The organism is Planktotalea sp. (genome assembly GCF_049680325.1).
In the GTDB taxonomy this organism is placed as follows: domain Bacteria; phylum Pseudomonadota; class Alphaproteobacteria; order Rhodobacterales; family Rhodobacteraceae; genus Planktotalea.
In genome coordinates this window covers 1-20,913 of sequence record NZ_JBAUHO010000265.1, presented here as the reverse complement: position 1 = coordinate 20,913, position 20,913 = coordinate 1, and the positions used below count along the sequence as shown (strand labels likewise).

Here is a 20,913-nt window from a genome sequence, read left to right as displayed (position 1 = left end):
CCTTTGAACACCAGAACGGCAGTTTCACCGCTTTTGATCGTCACCTCTTCCAGTTCCTCTGGCATTTCGAAATCGGGGCCCACTTCGACGCCCGCATGCGAGCGCAGCTCGGCCGCCGCAACTGTGTTCGGATCATCATGATAGACCGCAACCATGCCGCGCGCTTGAGGCCATAAGTTGCGAGCCGTAAACACTGCGCCGAGCTGCTCAAAGCTCTGAGAGATGGTTGTGTAAAGACCAATGTGTTTATGCGCGGCAAGGTGGCGTGTGGGCATATCTGTGATTTTTACATCGAACATGTCAGGCTCTCCTGATTTAGGTTTCAAAGTTTAGGGATGTTGCGGTCTTCATAGTGTTCTATCTTCATCGCCCGTCCCCTGTTGGGCTGTATGAATACTCTAGCCAAGTGTCGTGGATTAATCTTGCTTTATTGCATCCAAGCTATAGGCGCGCCATATAGGCGTAAGTTTCCGTTTAGTGAGCGTGCGCAATGAACTATCTAGATTTTGAAAAACCCCTCGCAGAAATTGAAGGCAAAGCTGAAGAGCTTCGCGCCATGGCGCGTGCGAGTGAAGAAACAAATGTAGAAGAAGAAGCCAGCGCGCTCGACAAAAAGGCGGCCGATATGTTGGTCGATCTTTATGCGGGCCTGACCCCTTGGCGTAAGTGCCAGGTTGCGCGTCATCCAGATCGTCCGCATTGCAGTGACTACCTGTCTGCGATCTTCACGGATTATACACCGCTGGCAGGCGATCGCGGCTTTGCTGACGATCATGCCGTTATGGGCGGATTGGCCCGTTTCAAAGATCGCCCCGTTGTGGTGATCGGGCAGGACAAGGGCAACGATACATCCACCCGTATTGAGCGAAATTTCGGCATGGCCCGCCCAGAAGGGTACCGCAAGGCGATCCGTTTGATGGAGATGGCAAGCAAGTTTAACCTGCCGGTAGTCACACTTGTGGACACGCCCGGTGCTTATCCTGGTAAAGGCGCGGAAGAGCGTGGCCAGTCCGAAGCGATTGCCCGTTCAACCGAGATGTGTCTACAGATTGGTGTGCCTTTGGTCAGCGTTATCATCGGTGAAGGTGGCTCTGGCGGGGCTGTAGCCTTTGCAACAGGCAACAAATTGGCGATGCTGGAGCATTCGGTTTATTCGGTGATTTCCCCTGAGGGCTGCGCGTCGATCCTATGGAAAGACAGCGAAAAAATGCGCGAGGCGGCCGAAGCGTTGCGTTTGACTGCGCAAGATTTGCATAAACTTGGTGTTGTGGACCGCGTCGTAAACGAGCCTTTGGGCGGCGCACACCGTGACCGCGACGCAGCGATGGCGTCAGTCAGCAATGCTATTGAAAAAATGCTGGCCGATTTGAAGGGCATGGATGCTGCTGCCTTGATTAAAGCACGTCGCAAAAAATTCCTCGATATGGGATCAAAAGGACTGGCGGCTTAACCTGTTTGGTTATGCGCACGTTAACGAAAAGATCACGAGCTACGCTAGCAACCGCTTTAAATGGTGCAGTGCGCTTTGCGCGCGTTCGTCGCAAGTCGCTTCGCTGGGGCTGGGCAAGCGACCGATGACCCGGCGAATTTGTTGATCCCCGATAAGCAAATCCAAATAAAGACCCACGGCCTGAATGGTGTCTGGAAAAGTCAGATGCCCCTCTGATCGCGCACGCTCCAGCACTTTTTCAAGTAAAGGCAACACCGCTTCGCGCCCCGCGATTGACAGGGTTTCGCCAAGTTCCCCACTGCTATCAGCGGCAGCTGCGCGGTTCAGGGCGATGGCGCGATCACCCGTGAGCAGTCCAAACAGTTTTGGACCAAGGCGGGCCAATATCGACAGCGCATCGCGCTCGCTGGTCAATTCTTCCTCGAGCAATGATTTCACATCCGCTGCGTTGCGCGTGACAAGAGCCTGAAACAGGCCCTGTTTGTCCCCGTACCAGTTATAAAGCGTTTCGTTCGATGCGCGTGCCGCTCGGGCGATCCCGAGCATCGATGTGCCGCCATATCCCTTACGCTCTAGAACTTCATATGCGGCGGTTTCGATCTGTTGTTGGCGGAGCGAGCGTTTTTCGTCGCGCATTTTTCTTTCTCCATCTTGTTGACAGAATCCGTAACCTGAATTACGGATAAGTGCAACCGTAACCTAAATTACGCTTTTGGAGAACTAACATGACACAGAACGAACGCCAAACCACCGCCGCCCTTTCCACATTAATCCTGTTGCAACTGATAATGCTGTCCGCGCTCTACGCTGGGATCAAACCCCACCCACCTGTCGCCACGCCCCTCTTCGGGATCGCGCCCTCTTCGGGATCGCGCCCTATTTGGGGGCGTCAGTCTCAATCGCATTTGCGGCGATTGTTGTCGGCCCATTGGCCAGCTTGTCGGGGCGCGGTTTGAGCGTGGCCGCAACGTTGATGGCGTTGATCTCATTCGGGCCGCAGAAATACTTTGATGCGCAATTCAGCCTTATCTGGCCTGCGGTGATCCTTGGCCAATTGGCAGCATTAGTCATCTTTGTTCAGGTATTTCGCCAGCGCAACGCAGCTGCCCGAGGCGCAGTATCAACCTAACTGTAAACCGCATCGCCAATTCGGACAAAAACGACGGAGACACCTCATGGATTTGCCTGTTCTGACATTCGCATTGATGGCCTTGGTGGTCATAATGACGCCCGGACCAACGGTCTTTCTTGCCTTGTCAAATGGCCCACGCTTTGGCTTTGCGCGCTCTGCTTATGGGGTCTTGGGGGCGGCGGTATCAGACGCGGTTCTAATCTCCGCCGCCGCGCTTGGCCTTGGTGCGGTATTGGCCGCTTCGGCGTTCTGGTTCACCGTGGTAAAATGGATCGGGGTCGCCTATCTGATCTGGCTGGGGGCGCAAATGTTGCGTTCCTCGGGTGATCTCGGCCCAGTCGCCAATGCGGGAAATGCCCAAGCAGGACGTTTTGCAATCTTTCGCAAGAGCTTCCTTGTGGCTGTCACCAACCCCAAGGGCTATTTGTTTTTCACCGCGTTTCTTCCGCAGTTCATCGTTCTGAGCCAACCCGTGGCTATGCAATATCTTACGCTCGCGCTGATCTTCATTGCGCTCGATATTGCAGTGATGGCAGCTTACGCTGGACTTGGGTCCAAGGCGATGAGATTTCTCAGCAAAAAAGGTGCGCTCTGGATCGAGCGAACCTGCGGCAGCCTGCTTGTTGCCATGGGGCTTGCTTTGGCATTTATGCGCCGCTCCAGTTAAAGCGCAGCGCAGGAGCCGCTAGGCTATGGAGGGCAAGTGAGACGCCTCAAGCCGTATAGGTCGGATGAAACTTGCCCGCAGGCGAAAGCGTGAAAATCTCGCAGCCTGTCTCTGTTACACCAATGGAATGTTCGAACTGCGCGGACAAAGATTTATCGCGCGTCACGGCGGTCCAGTCATCGGCCAAGACCTTCGTTTCAGGGCGGCCCAAATTCACCATTGGTTCGATCGTAAAGAACATGCCGGGTTCAAGGACTGCCCCTGTTCCCGGTTTGCCATAGTGCAACACGTTGGGCGGCGCGTGGAACACGCGGCCCAAACCATGCCCGCAGAAATCGCGCACGACGGACATGCGATGGCTTTCGACATAGCTTTGGATCGCCGCGCCTATGTCACCGAATGTATTGCCGGGTTTCACCGCCTCGATGCCTTTGAACAACGCGTCATGGGTGACTTGCAGTAACCGTTCCGTCTTGCGTGACAGTTTTCCAGCGACATACATGCGCGATGTATCGCCGAACCAACCATCCACGATCACCGTGACGTCGATGTTGATAATATCGCCATCTTTGAGCTTCTTGTCGCCGGGGATGCCGTGGCACACCACGTGGTTCACAGAAATACAACTGGCGTGTTTATAGCCCTTATAACCGATCGTGGCAGAGGTCGCACCGGCGCGCGTGACGCGGTCTTCTATGAACTTATCAAGCACACCTGTTGTCTGACCAACCGTCACCAGTTCGGCCACTTCATCAAGGATTTCCGCGGCCAGCTTTCCTGCTTCAGCCATGCCTGCGAAATCCGCTTCTTCATAGATGCGGATACCTTCTTTGGTCATGCGGCCACGTGATTTGTCCTTCATGGCGCTGCTCCTTAATGCGTTGCTTGTGCCCTTTGTAAATCGGAATGTGACGAGGTTCTAGGGGATGCGGCGGAAATGGTTCCAGAAGGGCCCCAAAGTTCAGAACTCAGCCAAGACCGCTACTAGGACGAGGGACGCTTTGTAAGCCATATCAGAAAAATCGCACATCCGGCGAACAATGCAGCCAAAGCCAGATAAACGCCCCCCGATTGGCTCTGAAAAACGACGCCGCTTTCGCTGTCGAAACATCTAGACAACCCACTGAAACAATGGCGCCATTTGAAATGTTGGGTGTAGTAAAGATAAACGAAAAACGACGAAAGCCCCAAGAAAAAGACGAAGCCGAGTTTTCTAAACATATGGGTGCTCCTGCGAATTCTACGAACCAAACACGCTCATAACAACGCGTCCTTGAACTCAAGCGGCTGTCCCACCCAGATGCCTTCCGGGGTAATCTTCGTTCCTAGACACATCACCTCGACACCGATCTCGCGTGCCTGTGCAAATGCCTGTGCGTAGGTTGGATCAATATCCCCCGCCAACGTCATTTCCGTACAATCAGTGCGTTGTACCAGATAAAGCATTACCGCGCGATGACCTGCGGCGCACATGTTCGAGAGTTCTGCCAAATGCTTTGCACCGCGCGTGGTCACACTATCTGGAAACTCGGCGCGGCCCGCTTGGCGCGATAGCGTTACGCTTTTGACTTCGACGTAGATATCGGGCCCGCCGCCTTGCAACAGGAAATCAATGCGGCTTTTCTCACCGTATTTCACCTCGGGGCGCACAACCTCATAGCCCCCCAAACCGTCAACCTCGCGGGCTTCCAGCGCCGCTTTCATCGCGCGGTTGGGCACCGATGTATCAACCCCTGTGAAATGCCCGTTCTCGTGATCCACCAAACGCCAGCCGTATTTCAGCTTTTTCTTCGGATCATCATTGGGCTCTAGCCATATCTTCGTGCCCTCGTCTGCTAGCCCCATCATCGAACCGGGGTTGGCGCAATGAGCCGTCACTTCGCGCCCGTCTTCCAGACGGACATCGGCAAGAAAGCGTTTATATCGCCGAATAAGGCGGGCGGGGATGAGATCAGTTTGAAAGCGCATGACGCAAGGCCTATACCGAAGAAAAGCGCCCATCAAGGAGAGCCGCAAATGCCAAACCCCACAGCCGCCATGTTGGTAATCGGTGACGAAATCCTCTCTGGCCGTACACGCGATGCAAACATGTATTATCTGGCGGGCGAGCTGACGACCCACGGCATTGATCTGCGCGAGGTGCGGGTGGTCAGCGATGATGGCCCCGCTATTGTCGCAGCTGTGCGCGCTCTTTCTGCTAACTTCGATCACGTTTTCACCAGCGGCGGCATCGGGCCGACGCATGATGACATCACAGCAGATTGCATTGCCGAAGCGTTTGATGCTGCAATTGATGTGCGCGACGATGCCCGTGCCTTGCTCGCGGCGCACTATGAGCGGCAGGGAAGTGAGCTGAACGAAGCGCGTTTGCGAATGGCGCGCATTCCCGACGGTGCGACGTTGATCGACAATCCGGTTTCCGTAGCGCCCGGTTTCACAATGCAAAACGTGCATGTCATGGCAGGCGTTCCCGCCGTGTTCCGCGCCATGGTAGCAAGCGTTATGCCAACGCTGACGGGCGGCGCGCCGCTGCTTAGCCAGACCTTACGCATTGATCGCGGTGAAGGTGACATTGCCGGACCGTTGGGGCAGTTGGCTGCGGATTACCCCGAACTTTCGATTGGCTCCTATCCGTTTCAAAAGGATGGTGCCTATGGTTCGAACATCGTGATCCGTGGCCATAACGGTGCGCAGATAGATGCAGCAATTGTTCGGTTGGCCAAGGAGATGGGCGTATGAGCGATTTGCCATCTATTGAAGCGTTGTACGACGTTTGCGGGTTTACCTGGCCTGCGGCGGCGGAAACGCGTGTTGGTCCATGGATGATCCGCGATGGTCAAGGCGGTGGCCAGCGCGTTTCTGCAGCGACCCGAGAGGGCGAGGGCGATTGGGATTTTGACGCGGCAGAGGCGGCGATGAGCAAGCTGGGGCAACCAAAATTGTTTATGGTGCGTCAGGGCGAAACGGAACTGGATGCTGAACTGGAATTGCGTGGGTATCAGATAAAGGATCCGGTGAATTTCTATGCTTGTCCAATTGCGCATTTGACTGATGTCGACATCCCGCGCGTCACCGCTTTCACCTTATGGGAACCGTTGCAAATCATGCGTGATATTTGGGCTGCTGGCGGCATCGACGATGCGCGCTATCACGTTATGCAGCGCAGCACATGCACCAAGACTGCCCTGCTGGGGCGCTGGAACGATCAGCCCGCCGGCACTGGATATGTGGCGATATACGGTGGGACCGCAATGGTTCACGCTTTGGAGATTCTCGAACACCAACGCGGCATGGGCGTCGGTAAATGGATGATGCGCCGTGCAGCTGTTTGGGCTGAAGAACAAGGTGCCGGCATGATGTCGGTGATCTGCACGCAAGCAAATGACGCAGCGAATGCGCTTTACACATCTCTCGGGATGACGCTCATTGGACGCTATCATTACCGTATAAAGAACGATTGAAGGACCATTGCTATGACCAAGCCAACCGCCCTTGATTTACCCATGGTTGATCCGCTTCCCGCGCCAACGCAGAAGTATTTCGATATCTGTCAGGACAAACTGGGCATGATCCCGAATGTCTTGCAGGCACATGCCTTTGATATCGACAAATTGAATGCCTTCACCGGCCTTTATAATGATCTGATGCTGGGCGAGAGCGGCTTGAGCAAGCTCGAGCGTGAGATGATCGCTGTTGTGACGTCTTCAATCAACAAGTGCTTTTACTGTCTGACAGCACATGGCGCGGCAGTGCGTCAATTGTCGGGTGATCCCAAGCTGGGTGAAATGCTGGTGATGAACTGGCGTGTTGCCGATCTGGACCCGCGCCAGTACGCTATGTGCCTGTTTGCAGAGCGTGTCACCAAGGAAAGCCATTCCATTGAGGAATCCGATCGCCAAGCGCTGCGGGACGTCGGTTTTTCTGATCGCGACATCTGGGATATCGCCAACGTGACGGCGTTCTACAACATGTCCAACCGCGTCGCGAGCGCGACAGACATGCGCCCTAACGATGAATATCACGCGCAACACAGATGATTTTACGCGTCTTCAGCTTTCTGTTGCTGGGCTTGTTGCCTGCGGCTGCCTCTGCGGTGCAACTGACCTTGCCAGCGTCTGCGCGCCAAACCGCGGGGCAGGAGCTTGGCATTGATAGCTATACTTTGCCGATTGCGCCATTTGACGGGGCAAGCATTCCGGCACGTACCTTCGAGGGCTTCGTCTCCCGCCAAGCATGGCGCATTGAGGGGGGCGGCGTAACGCCATTGCAATTATTGCAGCCCCTCAGAGAAGAGCTGAAAGAAAGCAACTACACCCTGTTGTTTGAATGTGCAGACCGCGCGTGCGGCGGTTTTGACTTCCGCTTTGGCACCGACGTACTTGATGCCCCTGACATGTATGTGGACTTGGATGACTACCGCTTTCTCTCTGCAATTAGCGGCTCAAGCGACGCACCAAAGGCTGCAATTTCATTGCTAGTCAGCAGAAGTGCAACGGCGACCTATGTGCAAATTATCCAGATTGCAGTCGATAAGGCCGCCGACATCAGTGTTTCCAAGGGTGGTGAGCTGATTGCCAGCACAAAGAACGGGCAGGCACCTAACGTGCAAGGCAGTGGCGTGGGCATTTCAAAGCAGCTTGATGTTGCGGGACACATCATTTTGAGCGATCTGGACTTCAAGACTGGTTCTTCGGAACTTGGTGAAGGTCCGTTTGCATCGCTTGGCAAACTAGCGGCCTATCTTAAAACGAATTCCGCGCGCCGCGTGGCGTTGGTCGGGCATACAGATGCCGAGGGTAGCCTTGAGGGCAACATCGCCCTGTCGAAACGGCGCGCCGCTTCTGTGCGCCAGCGTTTGATTGAGTCCCATGGCGTCGCGTCGGCGCAATTGTCGGCAGAAGGCGTCGGATTTCTATCCCCTGTTGCAAGTAACCTAAGCAAAGCAGGACGCGACACAAACAGGCGTGTTGAAGCGGTGCTGATATCGACGGAGTAAGGCGCTCGCTGATGGGTGAAGTGATCTTGCGAAGTATTTTGCGCCCTTAGCGTGCCAGCATTTTCAAGCCCTGCGTCACATCTGACCTTACCGCCAAACGCAGCCCGGGTTCGTCACCTGCCCGCAATGCGGCAACGATTACGCGGTGAAAGTGGGGCAGTTCCTTGCGCTGCAAACGCCCGTAAAGTGCGCGCATTGTTGGGCCAAGCTGGAGCCAGACCGTTTCGGCCATTGCCAGCATCGCAGGTGCCTGCGCACGAAGGTAGAGCGTTCGGTGGAATTCCAGATTGGTGCGGATGTAACCGACAGCATCCTGCCGCGCGATTTGCTCTGCGATAGAGGCGTTAATCATCTGCAAGCGCTCAATCAATGCCATATGGGCACGCGGCAACGCGCGGCTGGCAAGCTCCACCTCAATCAATGCGCGCAGGGCCGCAAGCTCTTCAATGCGTTCTGCGCTAAGTTCAGGGGTTGAGACGCGTCCCGAACTCGACATGGAAAGGGCACCCTCTGCAACCAAACGGCGTACCGCTTCGCGTGCTGGGGTCATTGATACTTCGAATTCTTCACCAATTCCACGCAATGTCATCGCCTGACCCGGGGCGATATCCCCGTACATGATGCGCGTTCGCAATGTACGATAAACGCGGTCGTGCGCGGCGGGTGATGTGTCTGGCGAACGTGGGTTTATCAGCATGTCATGCTTGTGATCACAAACCGGCGGTTGGTCAAGCGTTCATGCCTGAAAGCGATAGGTGTGCAGGCTGCTTCCATTTTTACGCAACCAGGCGCGCGGGGCGGAGTAGGGGCCATGTATCCGCGTGACTGTGTCCCAAAAGGCCTGACTGTGGTTCATCTCGGCCAGATGCGCGACTTCGTGGGCAGCAACATAGTTCAGCACCTCTGGCGGGCACAGGATCAATCGCCATGAATACATCAAAGCGCCTGCGCTTGAACATGATCCCCAGCGCGAACGCGTATCGCGTATGCTGATGCGTGTGTAGGGTTTGCCAAGGCGATTTGCATAGTGATCGGAAGCATGGGCAAGCTTGTCCCGCGCCATCTGCTTTAGAAACGCCTGAACCCGCGTCGGAACTTGTTCGGGTTTTCCCGGTACGCGCAGCGTGTCTACATTTAACGTAACGCCCCGCCCGCTTCCTGACTGGATCGCGCGAAAGGTCCCTTCAACAGGCAGCTCTGCGCCGAGCGCTACCGCCTGATCCTCGCCGCGGCGATCCAAATGACCCCGAAGCCAATCCTCTTTTTCGCGTGCAAAAGCGATTCCCTCAGCATCGCTCACGCTCTTTGGAAGCGTCAGCGTGACTCGCCCGTCCAACTGGCTGATGCGCAGGCTAATACGCCGCGCACGCGCAGATTTACGTAAAATAATAGGAACCGGAGGGTTGCCGTGTAGAATATGCTGCCCCATATGCGCCTCAGTCTGGTTTATCGCCGCAAAGCCTTTGACACTCTTCACTGGTTATGGCAGTTGCCCAGAACCGTCTAAAGACCAAGTCATGAGGAAGTTCCATGCCCAAGGAAGAATGGGGCGTCAAGCGCCTGTGCCCGACCACGGGTAAGCGATTTTACGATCTAAACAAAGTCCCAATTGTGAGCCCTTATACAGGCGAAACAATCGAGATGGAAAACGGCAAGAGCCGGATGATCGCCGCTGACGCTGAAGATGCTGCGACAAAGAAAGCTAAAGAAGCTGAACTCGACACAGATGATGTTGTGCTCGACGACGACGAAGACATCGATCTGGATCTTGGTGATGATGTTCTCGAAGACGACGATGATGATGAAACTGTGTCGCTCGATGAAATCGCGGACGTTGCTTCAAACGTCGACGATTAATTGCTGAATTGGCATCGGGGCCATGCTAATTTTGCTTGATCCCGATGCATTCCTTGCCTAGACACCGCGTGCAACAGACGTGCGGCGTCTGTTTTGGGGCCTTAGCTCAGCTGGGAGAGCGCCTGCATGGCATGCAGGAGGTCAGGGGTTCGATCCCCCTAGGCTCCACCAAACCTCCTATATTCTAAAATAACCTCAAGTCCGTTAGTCCGCGCCGAATACAAGCGCCCAGCGGATATTGTTACCCGTTCCGCTACGCGCTAGGCCGAAGTGCTCGAAAGCCGGGTTAACGTTGTTGCTGTGATGGCCGGGCGAAGATGTCCATGCATTCATCACAAGGTTTTCGTTCGCTTGGCCTTGGGCAACGTTCTCCCCAGCTGCGGTTGCGACATACCCTGTCGCGGCAATTCGCTGCTGAAACGTCGATCCGTCGCTCCCGATATGACCTGTAAAGCTGTTGGTAAACATATCATCTGCATGCCGTTGCGCCGCCTGATCCAGCTGCGCGTTGTAGGTCAAGGGCGCGACGCCTGCATTGGTGCGCACGGACGTGAGAAGCGTCGCAAATGATGCGTCGTTGGTTGGATTGGCCTGATACCCATCTCCGCCAACAACGTCCAAAGGAAATGGCCCTTGGTCTCCAGCATAATTTATCCCACCACTCACCACACTATCAATACTAAGCAAGGCGATGGCCGGCGTCGGTGCCATAGGTGTTGAGCCGCCACTTTGGCAAGCAGCCAGCAGGAAAGGGGCCGTAAGAAGCGCGCCGAGAATAGGCTTTGAACGAGACATAAAAATACTCCAGACAAGGCATTAAGGTGAATGACCTTAGTATCCGCGCAAAACTGGATTGAGTAAAGAAAATCTCTGTCGCGCTACATGGAGCTGTTGGCCAGCCAAAGAAAAACCCCCGCAGCGCCAGCTACGGAGGTCTTAAATTCAAAAGCATTCTTGCTCATGTAAAGGGTGCTTAGAACATTCCTTCGCGCTGTGCTTTCTTGCGTGCCAATTTACGGGAACGACTGATCGCTTCAGCTTTCTCACGTGCTTTTCTAATAGACGGCTTTTCGAAATGCTGCTTGAGCTTCATTTCACGAAAAACGCCTTCACGTTGGAGCTTTTTCTTCAGAGCGCGAAGCGCCTGATCGACATTGTTGTCACGAACACTAACCTGCATGTGGTTTTCACCACCTTTCTAGTTTGAAGTTGCAAGGATTTGCAGGAGGCCGCCATATAGCAAAGCGCCTTTAATCTGTCTAGTATGGCAATAACCAATGAGGTGCTGTCCATGACCCTGCCAATTAATCCGTTGAAAGAGCAACTGCTAGACGCGGCTTTGAACCATGTCGCTTTCGACGGTTGGAGCGAGCCGACATTCGAAGCTGCCGTGCAAGACGTGGGCGTTGATATGCCCTTGGCGCGTGGTGTGTGTCCACGCGGCGCGGTTGATCTGGCGATGGCCTTCCATCTGCGCGGCGATGCCGAAATGCTCGCGCGTTATGAACGTGAAGACCTAAGTGCCTTACGTTACTCAGAAAAAATCGCTGCTTTGGTTCGTTTTCGGCTGGAGGCCGCGACGGATAAAGAGGCGGTGCGCCGAGGCACCACGCTTTTTGCATTGCCACATAATGCGGGCGATGGGGCAAAGGCGGTCTGGGGCACTGCGGATGCGATCTGGAACGCGCTGGGCGATACATCCCGCGATTCCAACTGGTACTCCAAGCGCGCGACGCTGAGCGCGGTCTATAGTTCGACGGTTCTATTCTGGCTTGGGGATACCTCTGAGGATCATGCGGCAACCTGGGCCTTTCTCGATCGGCGAATCGATGATGTGATGCGCTTCGAAAAGGTAAAGGCGCAGGTGAACGCGTCGCCTTTGTTGAAACCGCTGCTGGCAGGGCCAAAATGGGCGCTGAGCTTTCTCAAAGCCCCCCCCGATGCAAATCGCGATGATCTGCCGGGGCATTGGTCGGCCCCCACCAAAACACCAAATCCATGAAAGGAGTGCCAATGCGCGCTGTTGAAATCACCCAAGCGGGTGGCCCGGAAGTCCTGCAACTGTGTGAACGTCCTATGCCAGAGGCTGGCCACGGAGATGTGGTTATCAAAGTTGCCTATGCAGGCGTGAACCGGCCCGACGCGTTGCAGCGCGCAGGATCCTACGCGCCGCCCCCAACCGCAAGCGATTTGCCCGGATTGGAAGCGGCTGGCGAAATCGTAGCGATAGGGGCTGGCGTCAGCGAATATGCAGTTGGTGATCTGGTTTGTGCCCTTTTGCCTGGCGGCGGCTATGCGGAATTTGTCGCGACGCCAGCCGCCCATTGTTTGCCCGTGCCTAATGGTATGGGCCTGAAGGAAGCGGCCTGCTTGCCAGAGACATATTTCACCGTCTTTTCCAACGTCTTCCAACGCGGTGGTTTAAAAGCGGGAGAGCGTTTTCTGGTCCATGGTGGATCGTCAGGGATTGGTACAACTGCGATACAACTGGCAAAGCTGTTCGGGGCGCGTGTCTTCACGACGGCGGGTTCTGCCGAGAAATGCGAAGCTTGTGTGGCTCTGGGAGCAGAGAAGGCAATCAATTACCGCGAGGCAGACTTTGTCGAGATCGTTAACGCGCTTGGCGGCGCTGATCTGATTCTGGATATGGTCGGCGGTGACTACCTGCCGCGTAACGTGAAGGCCTTGGCGAATGATGGCCGCCTTGTGCAAATCGCATTTCTGCAAGGGCCTAAGGTTGAGCTGAACTTCGCGCAACTCATGATGCGGCGGCTGACGATTACCGGATCAACGCTGCGCCCGCAGAGCGATCTGGCGAAAGCGCGGATTGCAGAGGCCTTGAAAGAGCAGGTTTGGCCGCTTTTGGATGCCGGGCGTTTGGGGCCTGTGATGGATAGCGAGTTCGATCTGGCCGACGCCGCCGCTGCCCATACGCGTATGGAGAGCAGCGGACATATCGGTAAGATTGTTTTGAAGGTTGGCGCCGTTTGAGAGCGCGGAACGCTCCGCGGGGAGTTTTTCGGGCAAAATGAAGCGGGGGCGTTAACCTTGATTTTGGGTTAACGGCCTGTGCTATCTTACGGGATCAAAGAGCGCGTTGGTCATTGAGCAGTCTTTGATGGTGTCCGCGCCGCATGGAACAGGTTTCAAGTCTTTGGACAGGCATATGCGTGCTTCCTGGATGCGGCCTGCTTTGCATGTGATCGTAAGCATGTCGGCTTTGAGAGTGGGGTTCTCTTTCAGGAAGGCCTCTTCGATGACTTTGGCGGGGACTTTGACCGGGTCTTTGAGGCGGCGAAACAGGGCCGGGCGGTTGATTTTTCCGTAGGCTTCGCGCGAAAGCGCAAAGTAGTCTTCAGCGCTGAGGCCGGAACATGTGCCGTGTTTTTTCCATTGGTGCCATGCCAGGCCGCTTGTCCCCATGATATCGCTCATGTTGTTGGTCATGAAACGTGAGGGTTGGCGTTCGGACGTGCGGCAGAAGCTGGGCCAACCGCGATGAAACTGGGGCCATAGCCCGTGCAGGGTCCAACCGAAATCCTTGGAGGCATCGCATTGCTCTGAGCCGCGCGCATCACCCTCCAGAGCGCACCAGGTCGGCGTCCAGCTGAGAGCGAGCACGTAGTAGTCGAATTCACCAGCTTTTTCGCCATCGGCGCGCAGGCTGCTGGCCATCATAAGTAGTACTAGAACCAGTTTGCGCATTGCCTCTTCCCTCTTTGCTTAAACGGCACTATATACGGCTCAAGTTCCCCCACAATGGTAACCCGCACCCCTTAAAAGGTGCCGCCTGACTTCAGGCGACGAGATAGGCTTGTTTGAAGGAGAGTTCCCATGGCCAAACCGATTATGGCAAAAGCGACCGCCGTTTGGTTGGTGGATAATACGACCATTAGCTTTAAGCAGATTGCAGATTTCGTCGGTATGCACGAGCTGGAAGTGCAGGGCATCGCTGATGGTGATGTGGCCACTGGCGTGAAAGGGTTCGACCCGATTGCCAACAACCAACTGACACAGGAAGAGATTGATGCCGCGCAAGAGAGCGTGCTGCACAAGCTGACTTTGAAATTCAACGCCGCTGCGCAGGGCGAAGAAAAACGCCGCGGCCCGCGTTATACGCCATTGTCCAAGCGTCAGGACCGTCCTGCGTCAATTCTTTGGCTGGTTAAATTTCACCCGGAATTGTCCGATGGACAGGTTGGAAAGCTGGTTGGTACGACAAAGCCGACAATCCAAGCGATCCGCGAGCGCACGCATTGGAACATTGCGAATATTCAACCGATTGATCCAGTGGCCTTGGGTCTGTGTAAACAGTCCGAGCTTGATGCAGCAGTTCAGAAGGCTGCCGCTAAGAAAGCCGCCGATGGTGAAGTGATGAGCGATGACGAACGCCGTAAGTTGGTGAGCACAGAGCAGTCCCTTGGCATGGATGCAGAGCCAAAAATCCCAACGGCGATCGAGGGTCTTGAGACCTTTACGCTTGGCTCTGGCGATGACGAAAAAGAGGAAGAAACAGGCGACATTCTGGACGCCGAAAGCTTCTTTAGCCTTCCAGCGGACGACGCGGATAAAGACGAAGATTAAGTCTAACATAGTGTCAGGCACCGTAGCCCCGCCCACGAAAGTGTGGCGGGGTTTTTCGTTTGCGGAAGTTTTTTTGCCGAGCAACTTATTTATGTTACGCGAATCCATGTTTGGTTTAAATCGCAATTTACAGACGCCAACGCACGCGCCTCTGGCCGGGGTTAATTGCCCGTAGCCCCCGCGTTTATGTAGCGACGGTAACGTCTCCGTTTGAAATTGATTGTGCCCTTTGGCGCAGACTTTTTTTGGAGATGACCATGAAAGCTACTGACCCGGGCGCGTTCCGTGCCCAAACCCCTGTCCTGTTTGACCGCGCATCGGACTTTATCGCGCGGAATGTATTTGAGCGCCCGACACTGGTTCTCGACCTTGCACGTGTCGAAGTGCAATATGATGCACTCAAGGCAGGTCTCGGCGACGCGTCCATTCACTACGCTGTGAAAGCGAATCCAGATGCGCGTATCATCGCGGCATTGCTCGCCAAAGGCAGCCATTTTGATTGCGCAAGCCGCGCGGAAATAGAGCTTTGCCTCTCTCAGGGTGCGCGCGCAGATCAGATTTCATTTGGCAATACAATAAAACGCGCGACCGACATTGCATTTGCAGCGTCCAAAGGGATTTCCCTGCTCGCAGCCGACGCTCCTGAAGAGCTGGAAAAAATCGCGGCCCACGCGCCGGATGCGCGTGTTTACCTTCGTGTGATCGTTGAAAACTCCCAAGCAGATTGGCCGCTTAGCCGTAAATTTGGCGCTGCGGGCGGTCATGTCCTGTCGCTACTTGAACAAGGCCGTGCATTGGGCCTGTCTATGGTTGGCCTGTCGTTTCACGTTGGCTCGCAAACGCGCAAGTCTGTTTACTGGGGGCCTGTGCTCGACCAGATTGCCAAAGTTTGGGAAAATGCACAGCAGGCTGGTTTTGAACTTGGCTTATTGAACATTGGTGGTGGGTTTCCCGCCTTCTACGGCGAAGCTGTGGATGCGCCAACCAACTATGCTGCGGATGTCATCCGCCAGGTCCGCGCGCGCTTTGGCGATGTGCAGATCATCGCGGAGCCAGGCCGCGGCATGGTGGCCGAAGCGGGTCACATCGTGGCAGAAGTTCTGCTTGTCGCGCGCAAATCGCCGCTTGATGCCCATCGGTGGGTCTTTCTGGATATTGGTAAGTTCTCCGGGCTTGCCGAAACAATGGATGAAGCGATCCGCTACGAGTTTGTAACTGCCAAGGATGGCTCGGACACTGGCCCATGCATTCTGGCTGGCCCATCCTGCGACAGCGCGGATGTTCTTTACGAAAAAACACCGGTCCAATTGCCTAAGTCTCTGGCTTCTGGTGATCGCATAATAGTTCGCAATTGCGGGGCTTACACAACGACGTATGCGTCAATCGGGTTTAACGGGTTTCCACCGCTTGATGTTGTGGTGCTCTGAACGGGTTGTGCCGATCTGATTGGCTCTGCCGCGCACCACTTAGTGCGGTTTGGCCATCTCGGCACTAAGGCTCTGCTTGCACTGGGAGGGGCAGCAGGGCCTTTTATATTGGCTTACGGGCGTTCATCGCAGCCGTGATCGTTCCATCGTCGAGGTAATCCAGCTCGCCGCCAATCGGTACGCCCTGGGCCAGAGATGTCAGCGTGACGCGGTTCTCCAATAGATCCGCAATGTAATGGGCTGTGGTTTGCCCGTCGATTGTTGCGTTCAGGGCAAGGATAACTTCATTGATCCCCTCGCTTGTGACGCGATCAATCAGGCGCGGGATGCGCAATTCGTCTGGTCCGATTGCATCCAGCGCAGAGAGCGTGCCGCCAAGCACATGATAGCGTCCTTTGAACACGCCAGAGCGTTCCATCGCCCAAAGATCGGAGACATCTTCAACAACACACAAGATACCATTCGCGCGTTTCTCGGACTCGCAGATATCGCAGATATCGGCCGTGCCGACATTGCCGCAGTTCAGGCATTCGCGCGCCGTTTCGGCGACGATCTGCATGGTGTTGGCCAAGGGCGCGAGCAAAAGCGCGCGTTTGCGAATGAGGTGCAGCACAGCACGCCGCGCAGAGCGTGGGCCAAGCCCGGGAAGCTTGGCCATCAGCTCAATCAATGCATCGATATCTTTTGTGCTGCTCAAACTGTGTGCCCTACATTCCCCGTCGAAGCCTCCGGCGGGGATATCTGGTGAGAGAGGAAGTGGAGGCCTTTAGAACGGCAGCTTCATATCGGCTGGTAGCCCAAGACCTTCGGTCAGCTTGCCCATCTCTGCGGCAGATTTTTCTGCGGCCTTCTGCTGGGCTTCTTTGATCGCCGCAAGGATGAGATCCTCGACAATTTCTTTCTCATCGCCGTTGAAGATAGACGGATCAATGTCAAGCGCCGTGAGTTCGCCCTTGGCCGTTGCCGTCGCTTTCACAAGGCCTGCGCCACTTTCACCAACGACCATCATGCTGGCCAAGTCTTCTTGCAACTGACCCATTTGGTCCTGCATTTCCTTGGCTTTCTTCATCATGCCCGCCATATCACCGAGCTGGCCTAGTCCTTTGAACATCTGTGTCTCCGTTTACGTTTTGCGCGCCTCTTTGGGCGTCGTGTACATGATCATCCCGATACATATTGCAGTGACGGCGGTGATGAACAAGGTGGGAGAGCCAATACACCCCTCTGCCTGCGCGAGCACGCTAATACCTGTGGGGTCAGCCATCGTCAAAAGGCTGGCGTAGCCGACCCAAAGGATCAGAACCACAAGCGCGGCCCATTGATTGCGAAACCGGATCGCAAGAAGCGTTAACGCAAAGAGCACGAGGCTCGCAGGTGCGCTTGCCAAGGCGATTGCTTCGCCGACCCCTGTGACCGGAATGCCGTCCCAATTAGGGCGTGCTTTGTCACAGACTCCTGCGGTAAGGACGCTTGGCGATAGGGTAAGGATCAATCCTCCTCGAAGGGGTCCCATTCATCTTCCACTTCTGGCAGCGCTTCTGCGAAAGCTTTGTTCGCGATATCCTGTTGGGTCTTGATGTCGATGATCCTGGCCTTTGGAAATGCCTCTAATACGGCCAGGAACAAGGGGTGTTGCTCTGCTTCGGCCTTGATAGCGTTGGCCGCAGCATCGCGTTTTTCGGTAATCGTTTCAGCGCCGCCTTCGTTGACCAGTGTGACAGCCCAACGATTTCCCGTCCAAAGTTGCAGCTTTTGGCCAAGGCGTTGGGCAAGATCGTTTGGCGCACTGGCATGTGGCTCGAATTCGATACGACCCGGCTGATAGTTTGCCAGTTTTACACCGCCTTCAACCTCAACCAGAAGCTTCACATCTCGATTGGCGCGGATGAGTTCGACAACATGATGAAACGTCGGAAAACGTGCTAGGGCATCTGCATCAAGCTGCTGCGCTGTCGCAGCGCCTCCGGCCGATCCACCAGAGGTCGTCATACGCGCCTGAGCATTGGCAACAGACGTCGCACCTGCGCTCATTCCGCCTCCACTGCCACCCCCGCCGCCTGTTGGGGGCGGTGGCGGTGTATCTTGTAGCTTGCGGATCAATTCTTCAGGACTGGGCAGTTCGGCCACATGTGTAAGGCGGATAATCGCCATTTCAGCGGCCATCATCGAGTTGGGTGCGTTTGCGACTTCATCCAGTGCTTTAAGCAGCATCTGCCACATCCGCGTCATTGCGCGCATTGGTAGATCGGCCGCCATTTGCAGACCGCGCGCGCGTTCGTCAGGTGACACGGTAGGATCTTCAGCTGCATCAGGCGTGATTTTCACAACGCTAATCCAGTGAGTGATTTCAGCCAGATCGCGCAAGACCGCCATTGGATCGGCACCCGCAGCATATTGCGAGCCAAGTTCGCTCAACGCCGCAGCAGCATCCCCGCGCATAATCATTTGATAAAGGTCGAGCACGCGCCCGCGATCCGCAAGGCCGAGCATGGCGCGCACTTGCTCAACCGTGGTTTCGCCCGCGCCGTGCGAGATTGCCTGATCCAGCAAGGATGTCGCATCACGGGCAGAGCCTTCGGCGGCGCGGGTTATCAGCGCCAAGGCATCGTCGGAAATTTCTGCGCTCTCTCCAGCGGCGATGCGTTTCAGCATGCCGATCATGTCCTCGGGTTCGATCCTGCGCAGATCAAAGCGCTGGCAGCGCGAAAGGACCGTCACGGGAACTTTGCGAATTTCGGTCGTCGCGAAGATGAATTTCACATGCGCTGGCGGCTCTTCGAGTGTTTTGAGCAACGCATTGAACGCAGAAGTGCTAAGCATGTGAACTTCGTCGATGATGTAAATCTTGTAACGCGCGGAAGCGGCGCGGTAGTGGACGCTTTCAATAATCTCGCGAATATCGCCAACACCAGTGCGCGAAGCGGCGTCCATTTCCATGACGTCCACATGACGCCCTTCCATGATGGCCGTGCAGTTCTCGCAGACACCACATGGTTCGGTCGTTGGACCGCCGGTGCCGTCGGGACCAACGCAGTTGATTCCCTTGGCAATGATACGGGCGGTCGTGGTTTTGCCGGTGCCGCGAATGCCGGTCATCACAAAGGCCTGCGCAATGCGATCCGCCTCGAACGCATTCCTGAGCGTGCGCACCATCGCTTCCTGACCGACCAGATCGACAAAGGTTTCAGGACGGTACTTGCGCGCTAGAACTCTGTATTCGGCTTTTGGCGTCTCGCTCATACTGGCTTCCCGGATTCGTGTGCCAGCCAACCCTAATGGTCACCGCAAGCGGGGTCTATAGCAACCACAGCGCGGCGCGCGTTCCAAGGCTTGCATTTTTATTGATGTTCATGCCCATACTATGGCGCATGACGCAGAAAACTTAGGCGTCGTTTTAGGAGTGTGTTGATGCGTTTGCGTGGAACAAGAGGCAGTCGAAATGTCGAAGACAGACGCCGGCAATCCGGTGGTGGCAGAGGGCGCGCTGCGCCAATAGGCGGCGTTGGTCTGATCGTTGTTCTGGCGATTGGCTATTTTGCCGGCATCGATGTCACGCCGCTTTTGCAGCAAGGGGCTGCGCCACAGCAAAGCGCAACGCGTCAAGTCAGTGCCGAAGAAGAGCGCGCGGCAGAGTTTTCATCGCGTGTCTTGGCCACGACAGAGCAGGTTTGGGGGCAGATTTTTCCGACGCAGGTCGGGCGCGAATACCGTGCGCCAACCTTGGTTTTATATGCTGATGTCACGCAAAGCCCATGCGGTGGTGCGAATGGTGCGACCGGGCCATTCTACTGCCCAGCGGACAAAAAGGCCTACCTGGACACAGATTTCTTCGCCACGTTGTCACGTCAATTGGGGGCAAAGGGTGATTTCGCCGCTGCCTATGTGATCGCCCATGAGGTTGCGCATCACGTACAGAACGAGCTTGGCATTTTGGGGCAGGTAGAACAGGCACGCCGTCGATCCAGCCAAACAGAGGCCAATGCACTTACCGTGCGCTTAGAACTGCAGGCGGATTGCCTAAGCGGCGTTTGGGCGCGCTCGGTCAGTGGATTGCTTGAGCCAGGGGATCTGGAGGAAGCCCTGAACGCGGCGCGCATGATTGGCGATGACCGCTTGCAAAAGCGGGCAGGGCGTGTGCCGCAACCGCATACGTTTACCCACGGCACTTCTGCGCAGCGGGCGGGGTGGTTCAACAAAGGCTATGAGAGCGGCGATATCAATACATGTGATACGTTCAGCGCCCGGCGGCTCTAAGCAATGGCAGATTTGGTCATTCATGCGTTAGGTGTTGGGGGGGGCTCGCTTGCGATTTCTCAATTGCCCGGGTTGAAAGGGGACTACAAAGCCGATCTGGATTTCATTCGCGATTGGAAACCCGCGTTGGTGATTACAACGACAACGCGCGGCGAATTGGTCGATGTTGGTGCAGAAACTTTGGGCGCGGACATTCAAGAAAGCGGCGCGCGCTGGCTGCATTTACCAATTGCGGATTATGGGGTGCCGGATGATGAGTTTCTGGCAGCATGGCCGCGTGCAAGCGCGGATGCTTTAAGAGCGCTAAAAGGGCGAGGGCGGGTTCTGATTCACTGCAAAGGCGGGTGCGGGCGTTCTGGTATGCTTGCACTGCGATTGATGGTGGAATCGGGTGAAGATGCGGTCGACGCGCTTCTGCATCTGCGAAAGGTTCGCCCCTGCGCTGTGGAAACGGACCCGCAGCTGCGCTGGGCAGTGACAGGTGTTGCGCAAAAGGCGGAATAGGTGAGAGGTTGGACATCGACCCAAGTGGGGCTCGTTGTGGCT

The 20,913-nt window shown here is 55.6% G+C and carries 27 protein-coding genes and 1 tRNA gene; 15 read left to right on the top strand and 13 right to left on the bottom strand.

The genetic code is table 11. The annotated features are described in order from the left end of the window. Window positions 1–299, bottom strand: a 299-nt coding sequence (locus WBC85_RS12215; protein WP_424437421.1) for an AraC family transcriptional regulator, incomplete at its 3' end; no start/stop codon positions are given. A 191-nt stretch (window positions 300–490) separates the two neighbouring features. Here WBC85_RS12215 and WBC85_RS12210 point away from each other — a divergent pair. Then, window positions 491–1,450, top strand: a complete 960-nt coding sequence (locus WBC85_RS12210) for an acetyl-CoA carboxylase carboxyltransferase subunit alpha (protein ID WP_424437418.1) — start codon at window positions 491–493, stop codon at window positions 1,448–1,450. A gap of 39 nt (window positions 1,451–1,489) precedes the next feature. Here the strand turns inward: WBC85_RS12210 and WBC85_RS12205 are convergent, their stop codons facing one another. Next, complete coding sequence (locus WBC85_RS12205) at window positions 1,490–2,086, bottom strand: TetR/AcrR family transcriptional regulator (protein ID WP_424437415.1); 597 nt, start codon at window positions 2,084–2,086, stop codon at window positions 1,490–1,492. A gap of 244 nt (window positions 2,087–2,330) precedes the next feature. On the opposite strand from WBC85_RS12205, the gene WBC85_RS12200 reads away from it, so the two are divergent. Next, window positions 2,331–2,579, top strand: a complete 249-nt coding sequence (locus tag WBC85_RS12200; RefSeq protein WP_424437412.1) for a hypothetical protein — start codon at window positions 2,331–2,333, stop codon at window positions 2,577–2,579. 46 nt (window positions 2,580–2,625) lie between these two features. Then, window positions 2,626–3,249, top strand: coding sequence for a LysE family translocator (locus WBC85_RS12195; protein WP_424437409.1), 624 nt, complete (start codon window positions 2,626–2,628; stop codon window positions 3,247–3,249). A gap of 46 nt (window positions 3,250–3,295) precedes the next feature. Here WBC85_RS12195 and map read toward each other — a convergent pair whose 3' ends face one another. Both map and sfsA read right to left on the bottom strand, forming a co-directional pair. After that, window positions 3,296–4,111, bottom strand: coding sequence for a type I methionyl aminopeptidase (map, locus tag WBC85_RS12190; RefSeq protein WP_424437406.1), 816 nt, complete (start codon window positions 4,109–4,111; stop codon window positions 3,296–3,298). A 395-nt stretch (window positions 4,112–4,506) separates the two neighbouring features. Next, window positions 4,507–5,217 carry a DNA/RNA nuclease SfsA gene (gene sfsA / locus WBC85_RS12185; RefSeq protein ID WP_424437403.1) on the bottom strand — a complete coding sequence of 237 codons (711 nt, stop codon included), beginning with the start codon at window positions 5,215–5,217 and terminating at the stop codon, window positions 4,507–4,509. A 48-nt stretch (window positions 5,218–5,265) separates the two neighbouring features. On the opposite strand from sfsA, the gene WBC85_RS12180 reads away from it, so the two are divergent. The 4 genes from WBC85_RS12180 to WBC85_RS12165 are packed head-to-tail and all read left to right on the top strand — an operon-like array spanning window position 5,266 to window position 8,245. Then, window positions 5,266–5,988, top strand: coding sequence for a competence/damage-inducible protein A (locus WBC85_RS12180; protein WP_424437400.1), 723 nt, complete (start codon window positions 5,266–5,268; stop codon window positions 5,986–5,988). Next, the gene (locus WBC85_RS12175) at window positions 5,985–6,710 is read left to right on the top strand and encodes a GNAT family N-acetyltransferase (RefSeq protein WP_424437397.1); all 726 of its coding nucleotides are present in this window, start codon (window positions 5,985–5,987) and stop codon (window positions 6,708–6,710) included. The genes WBC85_RS12180 and WBC85_RS12175 overlap by 4 nt, the downstream gene beginning before the upstream one ends. Window positions 6,711–6,722: 12 nt before the next feature. Beyond that, window positions 6,723–7,286: a peroxidase-related enzyme gene (locus WBC85_RS12170; protein ID WP_424437394.1), complete on the top strand. Its 564-nt coding sequence runs from the start codon at window positions 6,723–6,725 to the stop codon at window positions 7,284–7,286. Continuing rightward, window positions 7,283–8,245 (top strand): OmpA family protein, encoded by a 963-nt coding sequence (locus WBC85_RS12165; protein ID WP_424437391.1) that lies wholly within the window; start codon window positions 7,283–7,285, stop codon window positions 8,243–8,245. Before WBC85_RS12170 ends, WBC85_RS12165 begins: the two co-directional genes overlap by 4 nt. 46 nt (window positions 8,246–8,291) lie before the next feature. Here WBC85_RS12165 and WBC85_RS12160 read toward each other — a convergent pair whose 3' ends face one another. Both WBC85_RS12160 and WBC85_RS12155 read right to left on the bottom strand, forming a co-directional pair. Continuing rightward, a complete protein-coding gene (locus WBC85_RS12160) occupies window positions 8,292–8,942 on the bottom strand; it encodes a GntR family transcriptional regulator (protein ID WP_424437388.1) in 651 nt (216 codons plus the stop codon). 39 nt (window positions 8,943–8,981) lie between these two features. Further along, complete coding sequence (locus WBC85_RS12155) at window positions 8,982–9,674, bottom strand: M48 family metallopeptidase (RefSeq protein WP_424437385.1); 693 nt, start codon at window positions 9,672–9,674, stop codon at window positions 8,982–8,984. Between the two features lie 101 nt (window positions 9,675–9,775). Here WBC85_RS12155 and WBC85_RS12150 point away from each other — a divergent pair, with 101 nt between their 5' ends. Together WBC85_RS12150 and WBC85_RS12145 are read left to right on the top strand one after the other, a co-directional pair. Continuing rightward, entirely contained in the window at window positions 9,776–10,102 is a 327-nt protein-coding gene (locus WBC85_RS12150; RefSeq protein WP_424437382.1) for a TIGR02300 family protein, read from the top strand. 95 nt (window positions 10,103–10,197) lie between these two features. Beyond that, a tRNA-Ala gene (locus WBC85_RS12145) sits at window positions 10,198–10,273 on the top strand. 33 nt (window positions 10,274–10,306) lie between these two features. On the opposite strand, the gene WBC85_RS12140 is transcribed toward WBC85_RS12145, so the two are convergent. Together WBC85_RS12140 and rpsU are read right to left on the bottom strand one after the other, a co-directional pair. Beyond that, complete coding sequence (locus tag WBC85_RS12140) at window positions 10,307–10,897, bottom strand: CAP domain-containing protein (protein ID WP_424437379.1); 591 nt, start codon at window positions 10,895–10,897, stop codon at window positions 10,307–10,309. A gap of 178 nt (window positions 10,898–11,075) precedes the next feature. Next, window positions 11,076–11,282 carry a 30S ribosomal protein S21 gene (gene rpsU, locus WBC85_RS12135; RefSeq protein WP_424437376.1) on the bottom strand — a complete coding sequence of 69 codons (207 nt, stop codon included), beginning with the start codon at window positions 11,280–11,282 and terminating at the stop codon, window positions 11,076–11,078. Between the two features lie 111 nt (window positions 11,283–11,393). Between rpsU and WBC85_RS12130 the strand changes: the two genes are divergently transcribed. Beyond that, entirely contained in the window at window positions 11,394–12,104 is a 711-nt protein-coding gene (locus tag WBC85_RS12130; protein ID WP_424437373.1) for a COQ9 family protein, read from the top strand. A gap of 11 nt (window positions 12,105–12,115) precedes the next feature. After that, a complete protein-coding gene (locus tag WBC85_RS12125) occupies window positions 12,116–13,093 on the top strand; it encodes an NAD(P)H-quinone oxidoreductase (RefSeq protein ID WP_424437370.1) in 978 nt (325 codons plus the stop codon). Window positions 13,094–13,174: 81 nt separating this feature from the next. Here the strand turns inward: WBC85_RS12125 and WBC85_RS12120 are convergent, their stop codons facing one another. Continuing rightward, window positions 13,175–13,807, bottom strand: coding sequence for a ribonuclease T2 family protein (locus tag WBC85_RS12120; protein ID WP_424437367.1), 633 nt, complete (start codon window positions 13,805–13,807; stop codon window positions 13,175–13,177). Between the two features lie 129 nt (window positions 13,808–13,936). Here WBC85_RS12120 and WBC85_RS12115 point away from each other — a divergent pair, with 129 nt between their 5' ends. Then, the gene (locus WBC85_RS12115; RefSeq protein WP_424437364.1) at window positions 13,937–14,686 is read left to right on the top strand and encodes a DUF1013 domain-containing protein; all 750 of its coding nucleotides are present in this window, start codon (window positions 13,937–13,939) and stop codon (window positions 14,684–14,686) included. A gap of 251 nt (window positions 14,687–14,937) precedes the next feature. Continuing rightward, on the top strand, window positions 14,938–16,113 hold the full coding sequence (locus WBC85_RS12110; protein WP_424437361.1) for a type III PLP-dependent enzyme: 1,176 nt from the start codon (window positions 14,938–14,940) through the stop codon (window positions 16,111–16,113). 103 nt (window positions 16,114–16,216) lie between these two features. On the opposite strand, the gene recR is transcribed toward WBC85_RS12110, so the two are convergent. The 4 genes from recR to WBC85_RS12090 all read right to left on the bottom strand — a co-directional run bounded on the left by recR (window position 16,217) and on the right by WBC85_RS12090 (window position 19,353). Then, the gene (gene recR / locus WBC85_RS12105; RefSeq protein WP_424437358.1) at window positions 16,217–16,810 is read right to left on the bottom strand and encodes a recombination mediator RecR; all 594 of its coding nucleotides are present in this window, start codon (window positions 16,808–16,810) and stop codon (window positions 16,217–16,219) included. 69 nt (window positions 16,811–16,879) lie between these two features. Further along, window positions 16,880–17,224, bottom strand: coding sequence for a YbaB/EbfC family nucleoid-associated protein (locus WBC85_RS12100; RefSeq protein WP_424437355.1), 345 nt, complete (start codon window positions 17,222–17,224; stop codon window positions 16,880–16,882). Between the two features lie 12 nt (window positions 17,225–17,236). Then, on the bottom strand, window positions 17,237–17,605 hold the full coding sequence (locus tag WBC85_RS12095; RefSeq protein ID WP_424437352.1) for a hypothetical protein: 369 nt from the start codon (window positions 17,603–17,605) through the stop codon (window positions 17,237–17,239). Further along, window positions 17,602–19,353 carry a DNA polymerase III subunit gamma/tau gene (locus WBC85_RS12090; protein ID WP_424437349.1) on the bottom strand — a complete coding sequence of 584 codons (1,752 nt, stop codon included), beginning with the start codon at window positions 19,351–19,353 and terminating at the stop codon, window positions 17,602–17,604. The genes WBC85_RS12095 and WBC85_RS12090 overlap by 4 nt, the downstream gene beginning before the upstream one ends. 168 nt (window positions 19,354–19,521) lie before the next feature. Here WBC85_RS12090 and ypfJ point away from each other — a divergent pair, with 168 nt between their 5' ends. Both ypfJ and WBC85_RS12080 read left to right on the top strand, forming a co-directional pair. Then, window positions 19,522–20,367 carry a KPN_02809 family neutral zinc metallopeptidase gene (ypfJ, locus tag WBC85_RS12085; RefSeq protein ID WP_424437346.1) on the top strand — a complete coding sequence of 282 codons (846 nt, stop codon included), beginning with the start codon at window positions 19,522–19,524 and terminating at the stop codon, window positions 20,365–20,367. A 3-nt stretch (window positions 20,368–20,370) separates the two neighbouring features. Continuing rightward, a complete protein-coding gene (locus WBC85_RS12080; RefSeq protein WP_424437343.1) occupies window positions 20,371–20,871 on the top strand; it encodes a protein-tyrosine phosphatase family protein in 501 nt (166 codons plus the stop codon). Window positions 20,872–20,913 lie beyond the last annotated feature (42 nt).